The sequence below is a fragment of the Paenibacillus alginolyticus DSM 5050 = NBRC 15375 genome (genome assembly GCF_000422905.1).
Taxonomy (GTDB): Bacteria; Bacillota; Bacilli; order Paenibacillales; family NBRC-103111; genus Paenibacillus_E; species Paenibacillus_E alginolyticus.
Window position 1 is genome coordinate 134,367 of the sequence record NZ_KE383949.1, and the last position, 13,274, is coordinate 147,640.

The following is a 13,274-nucleotide window of genomic DNA, read 5'->3' on the forward strand; positions in this document are numbered from 1 at the left end:
CCGCATATTGAAAAAGCTGCCCTCTATCATGATTTTCCCTCATGTCGAAAATAAGCGTCCTATACTATAATAAAATAGATGAAGTCCGTATTCTCGCAACACGAAAGGTGATGGAGACACCCATGAACAAGTCTCGAATGTGGTCGCCAATTCAGAAAATATTCCATTCGTTCTCTTTAAAACAAAGAATATGGCTGACCTTTGTCGTTCTGATCACCTTGGGTCTGATGGCAACAGGCAGTATTGCCTATTTGATAGCTTCCAAAGAGATTCAGCGCAATGCCATGCAGTCTAGTCAAGATACTGTTAATCAATCGGCACAAATCGTAAACGAACGGCTGAAAAACATCGGTATTGCCATAAGAGCGCTGATGTTCAGCGATGCGTTCAAACAATTAATGAAGGATGTACAAGCTAATGATAGATCTAGCTACTACAAGTCACTGACCTCCTTGCAGTATGTCTTTTCTCAGGTGAAATTCAACGATTCGATGATTGATAGCATTCTGATCGCCACACCGTTCGGGGATTTTTATCCGACCTCCAGTGTGCGGAACACGGCGAATTCATTTTATCAGTCGGAGATGTATGTGCACTTCAAGCAATTGAATCGTGGTTTCTGGAGTCAAGGGCATGTTGATCCATTTTTTACAGGCAAGCAAAGGGTGATATCACTCGTTACAGAAGGCGTAGGCGAAGACTCTTTCATGGTTTATGAACCGACCAATGTATACGTCGTAGTCAATGTGAAGGAAGATGACCTGCGTGATCTCTTTATGGACAACTTGACCAAAACGAATAAACAATATTATTTCATCGATAACAAAGGTGAAGATGTGAATTACGCGGATAGGACGAGTAAGGACCATTTTATTCAAAAGCCCGCATTTTTTGAGCAATTGAGTGATCAAATGAAAGGCTCTTTTTTCTACACGAATGAAAAAAAGGACTACTTAGTCAATTATTCGCGGCTGGAAGTAAAGGACGATTGGATGATTGTCAGTGTTCAAGCGAAGGATGACTTGTTAGCCAAATTAAATGGGATTAAAAGAGCAACGACCTATGTGATTATCGGTTTTATTATTTTATCGCTATTCATAACGAATAATTTAACGTATCTGCTTTTAAAACCGCTATACAGACTGCAAAGGCTGATGAAGCGAGTGGAAGAGAATGACCTTTCTGTTCGTTTTGAAAGCGTTTATAAGGACGAGGTATCCCAGGTCGGATTCCGTTTTAACCGAATGCTGGACGAAATCAAGCAGCTGATTGAAGACGTGAAGAACCGTGAGCGTGATAAACGGAAGGCTGAAATTAAGGCGCTATCTGCCCAGATGGACCCGCATTTTTTCTATAATACGCTGAATACAATCTACTGCAAATCGGTTTTGGGCGAAAACGACGACGTGAATGAAATGATCCTGGCTCTATCGCAAATGTTCCAATTAAGCCTAAGCGGAGGGCGGGATCTGATCACATTGGAGGATGAATTGGAGCATGTTCGTCAATATTTGGCCATTCAGCAAAGGTCCTATGAGAATTTGTTCGTGTGCAAATTCGAGGTGGAGCCGGAGCTGCTCGCATGCTTGGTACCTAAGATTATGATTCAACCGCTAGTTGAAAACTGTATTTTACATGGATTTAAAGATATGACTTCAGGAGGGGACATTCTGATTAGCGCTCATGCCGAAGGGGACTGGCTGCATATAACGGTGGAAGACAACGGGCATGGGCTAGTGCCTGAGAAGCTCCTTCAGGGTATTGTACACCCGACAACATCGAAGCATGGTTACGCGTTGCGCAATATTTATACCCGCTTACAGCTGTACTTTGGCGATCAACAACGTATGGAGATCACCAATAACGACGTAGGTGGAGCACGGATTGAACTATGGATCCCTAGCTATGAAGGAGAGGAGGACTTTCATGAGCATGAACCGACTGGTTAAATTATGTGTCGTAGATGATATCCGAAGTGTTGTGGACATGATTACGAAAAAGATCCCTTGGCATGATCACGGCATTGAAATTGTGGGAAGCGCAACCAATGGTGAGGAAGGGTTGTCCGTCATTCGTGAAAGCTTGCCGGATATTATTCTGACCGATATTCGGATGCCCAAAATGGACGGATTAGAGATGACACGCAGTATATTAGAGGTGCTGCCGAACAGTAAGGTCATTATTTTAAGTGCTTATACCGATTTTGATTATGCACAAAAAGCCATTCAATATGGCGCACTTGATTATGTGAAAAAACCTTTCTCTGTCGACCAAATCGTGAAAGCCGTCGTGAAGGCCAAAGAAGTGTGGGAACAGGAAAATCTTAACCGCACGCACGTGCTGGGACTTCAGAAGAAGATCAAAGAAAGTATGCCAGCCCTGCGGCAGGAATACTTATCTCTGCTCGTCCATCATCAAACCAGTGAAGCGGAATTGGCTAGATTATCGGACTTCCTGGACATTAATGAGTTGAATCCTCCCTTTGCGGTGATGACGATCCAGATGGATCAGTTCACGGACAAGTACGGCGAGGTCCCTGTTAAGGAGCTTGAGCTTGCGCGGTTTTCTCTGCAAAATATCGTGGAGGAAACGATTTCCTTCTATACGACGGCTGTCGTGTTCAGGGAAGCGTTTAATCGGTATATTTGCATTTTGAATATGGAGTCGAACGAGCCTCTAGTTGAAATTGCGGATCATTGCTGTGCCAATATTGCGAGACACACCAAGTTCACGATTTCCATTGGCATTGGCCAAAGGGTAGGAACGGTGCAGGAACTTCCGAAGAGTTATCAGCAGTCGCTAAGCGCTTTGTCTTATCACTTCTATACAGGCGGCAATGGTGCATTCAGCTACAACGCCGATTCGTCAGATCTCCCGGTGGAGTGGATTTATACCGAGGATAGCGAGAATGAATTTCTGTTCGCTTTCCGTTCAGGTAATCTGGATAAAAGTGTGGAATGGGCGAAGGACATTTTTCACGAGATGGCCAAAGCGTCTGTCTTACCGGAGCCGGGTGTCGTCGAACGTTTGCTGCAAGGGCTCGTGCTGCGGATGCTGCGGGTTCTATTGGAGAAATTTCCTCGGGCAAGCATGATCGATTTCGAGTCGAAAGTCCATGAAATTAAAGGTGAGAGCGGCGCGGACCTGCAAGAGTATCGAGAATGGTTCGTTCAATTGTGCGAAATTGGCTGCCGTATGATTAATCAGGAGAGAGCAAGCGAGTCGCAGAAAATCATCTATCGCTCTGCAGAGTATATCAGGTCGAATCTTCATTTGGATTTGACCTTGGAGCATTGCGCGAAACAGGTTAACCTAAGCTGGGGGTACTATTCGAATTTGTTCAAGAAGGTGACCGGCACTGCCTTCCAACAGTTCGTTACCGCAGCGAAGATAGAACGGGCAAAATCAATGCTCATTGAAGACTACCAAGTGCAAGAAATCGCGCAGCAGCTCGGCTATGAGCACAGGCGGTATTTCAGTGAAGTGTTCAAAAAGCAAACAGGCTTGACGCCGACTGAATTCAAAGATATGTCTCTGGGCAAGTCCTCGAAGCCATGAGGGTTTGCCTTTTTTTTAAGTAGATAAGAAAGTATAAGTTTTATACTTTTGCTTCGCATCTACCTTGACAAACGCGCTCGTCCTGAAGGACGACGGAGTCGTTTATCCTTGCTGCATGGGGTAACATGTAGAAATATCTGCCCTTGTTCATGAGTTGACCGCATTATCAGAATGATCAAATTCTTTTAGTATAAAAGTGTAAACAAAAGCATTTCCAGAACGATACAAAGTGTTCGCAAACAAAAGGGAGGCTTACAAATGGTAAAAAGAATTGGGACGGTCACTTTAAGTGTTTTACTAGCAGGCAGTTTGGCAGCATGCGGCAGCAACAATACGGCAAATAGTCCGGCAGCATCCGCCAAACCATCCGGACAGCCTGCTAGCGCAGCTCCTGTGAAGAAAGATAAGACCAAGCTCGTGTATTGGACGGGTGACCGTCATGATATGGATTACATTAAAGGCGTTGTACAGAAATTTAACGAAACGAACGGCGAGAACATTGAAGTCGAAATGGTTGTGAAAACGGAAGATTTCAACCAAGCGATTGATTTGGCATTCGCTTCCGGACAGGCGCCTGATATTATCCGCGTGAAGGAAAATACGATCCAGCCTTTTGCGCAAAAAGGATATTTGAAGCCAATTGATTCCTACCTTACAGATGCCCTTAAGAAAAAATTCCCGATCATTGATGATTTCAATCGGATTGATGGGAAAATGTACAGCCTTCCGAACTATGGTTCCACACTGAGACTTGTTTACAATAAAGAGCTTTTCGCCAAAGCGGGGATCGCTGCTCCTCCGAAAACATTGAAAGAAATGGTCGAGGATGCGAAGAAAATCACGGCAGTAGGTAAAGCATCCGGCTCTTATGGTTTTGCTCAAAACTTCAAAAACCCAGAAAGCGCTCTAGGACGTTCGGCAAGGGTTATTGCAGAAGCAAGCGGTTACGGCGGACTAGGCTTTGATTTCAAAACCGCGAAGTTTGATTTCACAGGATTCAAAGACATCATTTCATCGTTCAAACAAATGGTAGATGACGGCAGTACACTGCCAGGTATGGAATCGCTGGATATTGACCCGCTGCGCGCGCAATTCGCAGAAGGCAAAATCGGGATGTACATCTCCTTCTCATCGGAACCAGGCGTGTATGCGAATCAGTTCCCGGCCAAAATCGAATGGGCAGCTGCACCGGTTCCAACGATCGATGGCACGATTAAAGGCGCTACCTCCTTCTTGGGCGGGCAATGGTTAGCCATCAGCAACACAACCAAAAATGCAGACCAAGCGTGGAAATTCATGCAGTTCATGTATACGGACGAAGTCTTGAAAACGTATCATGAAAAAGGTTTCGGACTATCCATGGTGCCATCTGTTTCGTCCGTAGCGAAGAAACCAGAAATGAAAGGTATTGATGGCTTCCTTCCGGTTGGAAACGACGGCACATGGCCGCTGCAGCCTACAGTTACCGTTGAAGGTATGAAAAAAGATGATGCATTTTTCAAATACATGGTCAGTGGCGGGAATATAGATCAAATTATTCAAGATCTGAATAAGCGCTACAATGACGCTCTCGATAAAGCGGCAGCGAAAGGTACAGTGAAAGTGCAGCCGAATCCAAGCTTCGATCCGATGAAGCTGATGATGAAATAATGACCACAACCAGATGATACCGCGAGAGTAGAGTGAATAGCTCCACTCTCGCTCTCTAAGTATAGAGGTTACAGGAGGGAACGGGATGAACAGGACACGCCAGATCGGGTTTTCATATGTATTTTTATTTCCAAGTTTTCTACTGACCATGGTGCTGGGCGTCTATCCGATTGCTTGGGCTATTCGATACATGTTTTATGATTACAAGGGATTCGGGGACGCGTCATTTATTGGGTTTGATAATTTCAGGAGGCTCTGGCAGGACACGGAGTATTGGCACTCTGTCTTGAATACATTCATTTATGCAGGCGGTAAGTTGATCCTTACATTGCCATTATGCTTGGTGCTAGCCGTTATTCTGAATCAAAAGCTGCGCGGCCGCAATTGGCTGAGAGCCATCTATTTCATGCCGACGATTATTAGTTCATCTGTCATGGCTGTCGTATTTTTCATTATTTTCAACTCCTATAACGGCATTCTCAATCAATATTTGCTGAAGTTTCACATCATCTCCGAAAGAATCGATTGGCTCGGTCCCAAACACGCCCTGTTTACGACGATCATCATCGCTGTTTGGGGTGCGGTAGGCAACTATATGCTGCTGTTCCTTGCCGGTCTTCAAAATATCCCGAACGATGTGTATGAAAGCTCGTCGCTGGACGGCGCCAATAAATGGCAGCAATTCTGGTACTTAACTATTCCTATGTTAGGGCCTGTGCTGCAGATTGTGATTATGCTGGCAATCATTAATTCGCTTAAAGGGTACGAAAGCATTATGGTGTTGACCGAGGGCGGTCCGGTTGGAAAGACGGAAGTGATGTATTTGTACGTGTATAAACTCTTCTTCCCGACACCATCAGGGACACTTGTGGACCAACAATTTGGCTACGGAAGTGCCGTTGGATTCGTTACAGCCGTCATTGTAGGCATCATCACACTAGCTTACCATGCGATGTCTAGACGTCTGAACAAACTTCAATGAGGGAGGATGCTGGAAAAATGGAAGTTACTGAAAGGTTATCGAATGAACGGATAAATAAACAAACCCAGCTATTTTCATTAACGGAAATAGGCGGAAGAGTACTGCTCTGGATCTTTTTACTGGTAACCGCCTTACTGATTGTGTTTCCGATTGTTGTGACTTTTCTTGGCTCTTTCATGTCTAATATCGAGATTACAAAAGGCGGAAAGATTTTCCCGTCTTCCTGGCATGTTGTGAATTACAAGGAAGCTTGGGTGCAAGCCAATTTCGCTCGATTTACATGGAACAGTCTCTTTCTAAGTGGAGCAACAACAATTGGAACGCTGATCGTTGCATCGATGGCCGCTTATGTGGTTGACCGAATTAAATTCCCGGGCAAAGCCATTTTTATCGCGATTCAGGCATCTACCATGTTCATTTCGATTGGCGCTGTTGTGATTCGGCCGCAATTTGAGCTTATGGTCAAGCTCCATTTGCACACGAGTTTATGGGGTGTCGTCCTCATTTTAATCAGTGGCCACGCGTATATTTTCTTTATTTTACTGAGCTTTTTACAAGGTATTTCCCGGGAATTAGATGAGGCTGCTCGTATAGATGGCTGCTCGAACGGCGGAATATTTTGGCGAATTATTTTACCTTTGATGCGCCCAGGATTGGGTGTAGGGGCTTTGTTTACATTTTGCGGAGCTTGGAATGAATATTTACGCCCGTTAGTGTTTACGATGACCAATCCCAAACTCCAAACGTTGACCGTCGGATTATCCTATCTTCGCTATGGGGCATCGGCTGCGGTTCAAACGCATTATATGCTGGCAGGCGCTTGTTTATCGATCTTACCGCTGCTCGTCGTGTATATGATCGCGAATAAATCGTTCATGCAAATGACCGCTGGCTCACTGAAAGGCTAGAATACAAATATATTTTGGAGGTCATCTACTATGGTTTTACCTGTACCCGGAATTTTAAAGTCGAGTTCGTTTATTCATCGTCATCCTGCTAATCCGATTTTGGACGCTGATCGGGTTCCTTACCCTACTGCGCTTGTATTTAACGCGGGCGTTACCAAATTCAACGGTCAATATGTCATGGTATTCCGCAATGATTATGGTTCCAGAAGCGAACAAACACTTGAGCCTCATTCCACAACGGATCTTGGGATTGCGTACAGTCGTGATGGGATCCATTGGGAAGCTGGACCGAAGCCTTGCTTTAAGATGAATGACGGAGAAATTATTCGGGCCTATGACCCTCGATTGACGGTTATGGACGGCCGCTGTTACATGTGCTTTGCTGTGGATACGCAGCATGGTATTCGTGGCGGTATCGCCGTTACCGATGACTTTGAAAACTTCGAAGTGTTGAGCTTATCGACGCCGGATCTTCGCAATATGGTGCTGTTCCCGGAGAAAGTCGGCGGCAAATACGTTCGTTTGGAAAGGCCTTTTACCGTATACAGCCGTGGGGGGGCCGACCGATTTGACACATGGATTTCCGACTCTCCGGATTTGAAGTATTGGGGCAATTCCGATCTCCTGCTGGCGGTTGAGCATGTTCCTTTTGCCAATGATAAGATCGGGCCTGCGGCTCCTCCTATAAAGACAGAAAAAGGCTGGCTGACCACGTTTCATGCGGTGGATATCGATCCTGCAAGAGGGAAGAACGGCTGGGAGCCTGCTTGGAAGAAAAGGTATACAGCAGGCCTCATGCTGCTCGATCTCCACAATCCGAAAAAGGTAATCGGCATGTATCAAGAGCCCTTGCTTGCGCCGGAAGCCAGCTATGAGATCGACGGCGGATTCCGTAATGATGTCATTTTCCCTGGAGGCATGATTTTGGAACCATCGGGTGAAGTGAAAATCTATTATGGCGCTGCAGATGCGGTGGTCTGTTTGGCTACAGCACAGGTGGATGATCTTGTTCAGTTATGCTTGAAAGCATGAGGTGAAGATAAGATGACTATGTGGGATCAACTTCAGAATCCTCCTGTCCAATATCGCTCAGTGCCGCTATGGTCATGGAATGATAAATTGGAAACGGAGGAGTTGGAACGTCAGATCGAGGACATGCATAAAGCGGGAATAGGCGGATTTTTTATGCACGCCAGAGGCGGACTTCTTACTCCGTATATGGGTGAGGAGTGGATGTCCGCTGTACGGACATGTATCGAGAAAAGCAAAGAGCTCGGTATGACCCCATGGTTATATGATGAAAACGGCTGGCCGAGCGGCTTCGCAGATGGTAAAGTTCCAGCCATGGGAATCGCTTACCAGCAAAAAAAATTGGCCTATGAGCAAGCTCCTTTTCAGAACCCAGCGGAGAGAACGATCGGTTTCTATGCCAAATCAGAACACGGCTATCGTTTACTATCAGCAGAAGAGGAGAGCAGCGCAGAGTTAAGATTCTTCTATGAAGTAAATCCATATTATATTGATACGCTAAGTATGGAAACCGTTCGTGCTTTCATTGATACGACCTACGAGGCCTATTGGGAACGCTTCGGCGGAGAGTTTGGAGACGATCTGAAAGGCGTGTTTACGGACGAACCGCAGTTTGCGCGCGGGCAGTTGCCTTGGTCGTTTGATCTGGAGCAAGCTTTCGAGATCAGATATGGCTATGACCTGAAGGAAGCTCTCCCCGCTTTGTTTATGAATGTGGAAGGCTGCAGTAAAGCAAGATATGACTATTGGGAATGCGTAACCACGATGTTCACTCAAAGTTATGCGAAACAAATTGGGGATTGGTGTAATAGCAAGGGATGGTCAGCAACAGGTCACGTTGTAGATGAACAAGTGCTCATGCATCAAGTGACTTCAGTCGGGGATCCGATGGCTTTTTATGAGTATTTGCAAATTCCGGGTTGTGATTGGTTAGGCCGGTTTATTAGCGAAGAGCCTATTGTTCCCAAACAGGTAGGCTCGGTTGCCCATCAACTTGGGAAAAAGCAGACGATTACGGAAAGCTTCGGGTGTTCAGGCTGGAATGTCAGCTTTGAGGATCTTAAGCGAATAGGCGAGTGGCAATTTGTCCACGGTATTAATTTGATGTGTCAGCATTTGCAGGGATATACCTTAAGAGGCTTACGAAAACGTGACTATCCTCCTTCCCTATTTTATCAGCAGCCTTGGTGGGAGGATTATAAAGGTTTTAATGATTACTTCGCGAGGTTGTCGATGCTGCTTTCAGAAGGAACTCGTCAGACTGAAGTATTGCTTCTGCACCCAATCCGGTCTGCTTGGGTTCAACAATGTGGTGAGGATTCTTCAGAAATCGAACCTTATCATAAGGCTTTTACCCAGCTTTCGCGCCAAATGTGCCAAACCTTCGTAGAGCATGATTACGGCAGTGAAAGCATTATTGAACATCACGGTAATGTCAGTAACGGCAACTTTGTTATCGGCGAAGCGGCCTATCGCGTTGTAATCATTCCGCCGAGTGTAACGTTAAACCGCGTTACGGTTGATTTGTTGAAGCAATTCGTCCTTCAAGGCGGCTGCCTTGTTGCATTTGCGCCATTTCCGACGCTTATTAATGGACAACTGGATAAGGAGTTAGATCAGCTAATTGAGAGCGCGCTCAAACCCGAATGGAATTCTAAAGCGCTGCTAAACGCTTTGTCCAGCACCGTATCCCCATCTATACGTCTGTTGGATCGTGCAGGAGAAGCGATAACTGAGGATACAATGAATGTTCAGACATTAGCATTGGGCGGCGCAATCATCCACTACTTAGTAAATTCCGGAAAGGAACGCTATGAGTCCATACAGGTAGAGTTGTTCCGAAAAGGAAGAGTATCCGTAATTGATCTGGAAACAGGCGGGGTTACACCTATCGAACAGGAAGATACCGATTGTGGCGTACGCATTCCATTGACTATTCATCCGGGGCAGTCCTACGTCTTGAAGATTGTGCCTGAAGAAGCAGCACAAAGTGAAGAGATTTTTGATATAAATAAAACGACTTCTTGGCAACCAGAATCGAAAATCCTTTTAGATCATACTTGGAAGATTTCGAATATAGAGGCAAACAGTTTGACGCTGGATACATGCCGTTTACGTGTTGAAGATGGAGATTGGTCAGGACCACTGCCCGTGGTTTTCATTCAAGAGCTGCTTTTAGCTTTTGGTCGACCTGTTCATATTGAACTAGAATTCGAATTCCAGGTTGCGTTTGATGTTGATCTTTCGCGCGAATTATATGTGGTCTTGGAGAAGCCGGAAGATATCAAAATCGAAGTGAACGGGCGTCAAGTGGAATCGAAAAGCTGTGGCTGGTGGCGAGATATTTCTTTCCAAAAAGTTGATATTAGCGGCATGATCGTTCCAGGAGTAAATCGAATTCGCCTTCAATCTTATTTCTACAACTCTTCACAGACTTACGCAGCAATTGAGCATGCGCGACAGTTTGAATCGGAAGGAAATAAGCTGACGTTTGAAACAGAAATCGAAAATATCTACATTATTGGGTCTTTCGGTGTAGAGTCAAGTTCGCCGTACCTGAACGGAGAGCGTCAAGCGGTTCATACGATGGGTCCGTTTGTTCTTACGGAACTTCCTGTTTCCGTGCATACTGGGGATCTTGTCAATCAAGGGTTTCCCTTCTATAGCGGTAAAATTTATATGCAGCAAAAGGTAACTATCGATAGAAACGATTGGATGGAGGCGAAATGGAGCTTTTCCACACCACCAGATACCATTGTCAGTCGGTTGTTTATTAACGGTCAAGAGGTACGAACGTTCCTCTGGGAGCCTTATGAGGCAGACATCACTTCATTTCTGCGTAAGGGCGATAACTTAATCGAGGTAGAAATGGCAAACAGCTGTCGAAATCTGCTAGGTCCACATCATCACATAAAAGGCGAGCTCTATAAGGTGGGACCTGACAGCTTTAAAGATAAGCCCGGTTGGACAGATAAAGATATAGACAAGAATACGAATATTTACACGGACCGATACACGTTCGTTCGATTCGGTTTACATGCTTCGCCGTATATTGAATTGAAATAAAAGTTCTATTGTACTGGGAGAATAAGAAACGCAACAAGAGAAGAGCAAGGGCGCTGCACTGCAGGACATTTGCTCTTCTTTTGGTTATTCTTAGCAACCTGCAATGGATGCCGAAAGCTGAAGGGAGGTGATACTAATAAAAAATGTGATAACGCTTACTTTATTCAGAGGATGTTATGAAAGCGCTTAATTAAAAGGGAATGAGATTCTAGTCCTAAGGATCGAGAATGCTGCCGAATTGCTTTCAGGCTGTTTTTCATATATACTTGAAATACTAATTGATTAATCACTAACACATTAAGGAGGCGCCAATCTGATGGCAAAAATGGAGACGACCATAGTTAATCGCAAATCGGACATCATATCAGCAGCGATTGAGGTGTTTGCGGAGATCGGGTACTACCGTGCAACAACGGCACAGGTCGCAGAACGGGCCAAAATATCGCAGCCGTATATTTTTTGTTTTTTTTCAACGAAGGAAGCATTGTTGTTGACAGCGCTGGAGGTATCCTGGACGCGAGTGATCGATTCCTTCCGCAAGGTCGTGGAAGCTGCACCATCGGAACAGTTGGAGTCCGACCTAGTCCAGGCTTATGTGGATATTCTGGACATGTATCAAAATGAAGTGCTGCTTCAGATGCAGGCTCAGACGATCCGTGAAGACTCGATCCAGGAAGCGATGCGCAATGGATTCGGGGAAGTTCGCCGAATGGTTTTGGACGCTTTCCGCGCAGGCAGCATTCCGAATGCCGAGGAAAGAACGATGTTGTTCTTAGCCCGGGGCGTGCTGTGCAATATTTCGGTAGCGCTGGCAATGCCCGAGCTGAAGGATATATGAGGAGGGGTACGAGCTTTTCGGAAAAAAAGTGATTGACCAATCAATAATTGTTATTGACCGATCAATCACTTCGTGTTATATTGGTTTTAAGTTAGTAATTGATCAATCACAAAAACAATAGGAGGTAATTCCTTTGGAAAAAGCAATTGTAGTAGGAGCAACGGGAGGCACGGGCGCTTCGGTCGCGGAAGAGCTGTGCCCCACGGCGAATGAGGCTTCGTATCTGGGTTCCACACTCGAAGCGATCGCGGCTGACAAGATGGCATTTTTCATCGGCAATATGCGTGTCCCCCGCGAGATTGTCTATTTGCCGGACGCGGCGTTCATTATCGCGGAGCTCGCCAGCAGGGACGACGCGTACGGGCAGAACTGGCATATACCTGGCTCAGGCTCGATCTCGGGCAATGAGATCGTGCATATTTGACCGAAGAGCCGCTTGTCTTAAGCGGGGACAAATACGAGCGGTTGATTGGACCAGCGCGAGCAACGGCCTTCGAAAAGGGAATCACAGCTACGGTTCTCGCGTTGCAGAAAAGAAATGGCGCTCTTAATAACTACAAGTAAGTAATCAATCACTAATTAATTTGGGGGAAACAGAATATGAACCATTTGATCATCTATACACATCCAAGGAAAAGTAGCTTCAATCACGCGATTCTGGACGCGGTCACGGAAAGCTACCTACAGGTGGGGGATGGGGTTATCGTTCGGGATTTATACGGCATGGGTTTCCAACCTGCACTTGGCTCAAGTGAAATGTTAGGCGGGGTGGGAGAGGATATCGTTCAGGAGCAAGGCTATGTATCGTGGGCGGATCATATCGTGTTCATCTATCCGCTATGGTGGACGGGATTGCCTGCGATGCTGAAAGGGTATATAGACCGCGTATTTTCGTACGGATTCGCCTACAAGTATGATAATGGGGTTCAATCCGGGTTGCTAGCGGGCAAGAAGGCGACACTCATCCATACGCAGGATAAGTCCCGAGAAGCATATGAAGCAAGCGGCTTGGGGAATGCGCTTCGTCTTACGATAGATGAAGGGATACTCGCTTATTGCGGCTTAGGAGTGAATCGGCATCTCGTATTCGACTCGATGCATGCTTCGACCGCCGAAGATAGGAAATCTTGGCTCGCACAGCTTTCGGAAATGATGCGCAATCCTTCGGAAACAAAAGAAAAGCCGTATACCAACTCTATTTAATCGAATGTAATTAATCAATCAATAACGAAAATAAGGAGAG

Annotated in this window: 9 protein-coding genes and 1 pseudogene; all 10 read left to right on the top strand. The window is 45.6% G+C overall.

Going from position 1 to position 13,274, the window contains the following annotated elements:
• Positions 1-122: 122 nt before the first annotated feature.
• Positions 123-1,949, top strand: a complete 1,827-nt coding sequence (locus tag G519_RS0139815) for a sensor histidine kinase (RefSeq protein WP_051254165.1) — start codon at positions 123-125, stop codon at positions 1,947-1,949.
• Positions 1,927-3,558 carry a response regulator gene (locus G519_RS0139820; RefSeq protein ID WP_036635729.1) on the top strand — a complete coding sequence of 544 codons (1,632 nt, stop codon included), beginning with the start codon at positions 1,927-1,929 and terminating at the stop codon, positions 3,556-3,558. Before G519_RS0139815 ends, G519_RS0139820 begins: the two co-directional genes overlap by 23 nt.
• 258 nt (positions 3,559-3,816) lie before the next feature.
• Positions 3,817-5,208, top strand: coding sequence for an ABC transporter substrate-binding protein (locus G519_RS0139825; RefSeq protein WP_029199276.1), 1,392 nt, complete (start codon positions 3,817-3,819; stop codon positions 5,206-5,208).
• 85 nt (positions 5,209-5,293) lie between these two features.
• Complete coding sequence (locus tag G519_RS0139830) at positions 5,294-6,190, top strand: carbohydrate ABC transporter permease (RefSeq protein ID WP_029199277.1); 897 nt, start codon at positions 5,294-5,296, stop codon at positions 6,188-6,190.
• Between the two features lie 17 nt (positions 6,191-6,207).
• Positions 6,208-7,098, top strand: coding sequence for a carbohydrate ABC transporter permease (locus G519_RS0139835; protein ID WP_084160571.1), 891 nt, complete (start codon positions 6,208-6,210; stop codon positions 7,096-7,098).
• Positions 7,099-7,128: 30 nt separating this feature from the next.
• Positions 7,129-8,130 (top strand): glycoside hydrolase family 130 protein, encoded by a 1,002-nt coding sequence (locus tag G519_RS0139840; RefSeq protein ID WP_029199279.1) that lies wholly within the window; start codon positions 7,129-7,131, stop codon positions 8,128-8,130.
• A 12-nt stretch (positions 8,131-8,142) separates the two neighbouring features.
• On the top strand, positions 8,143-11,193 hold the full coding sequence (locus tag G519_RS0139845; RefSeq protein WP_029199280.1) for a glycosyl hydrolase: 3,051 nt from the start codon (positions 8,143-8,145) through the stop codon (positions 11,191-11,193).
• A gap of 316 nt (positions 11,194-11,509) precedes the next feature.
• A complete protein-coding gene (locus tag G519_RS0139850; protein WP_029199281.1) occupies positions 11,510-12,031 on the top strand; it encodes a TetR/AcrR family transcriptional regulator in 522 nt (173 codons plus the stop codon).
• A gap of 199 nt (positions 12,032-12,230) precedes the next feature.
• Positions 12,231-12,595: pseudogene (locus G519_RS49755) on the top strand (epimerase); the annotation flags it as partial.
• Between the two features lie 36 nt (positions 12,596-12,631).
• Positions 12,632-13,234 carry an NAD(P)H-dependent oxidoreductase gene (locus G519_RS46940; protein ID WP_051254169.1) on the top strand — a complete coding sequence of 201 codons (603 nt, stop codon included), beginning with the start codon at positions 12,632-12,634 and terminating at the stop codon, positions 13,232-13,234.
• Positions 13,235-13,274: the final 40 nt, after the last annotated feature.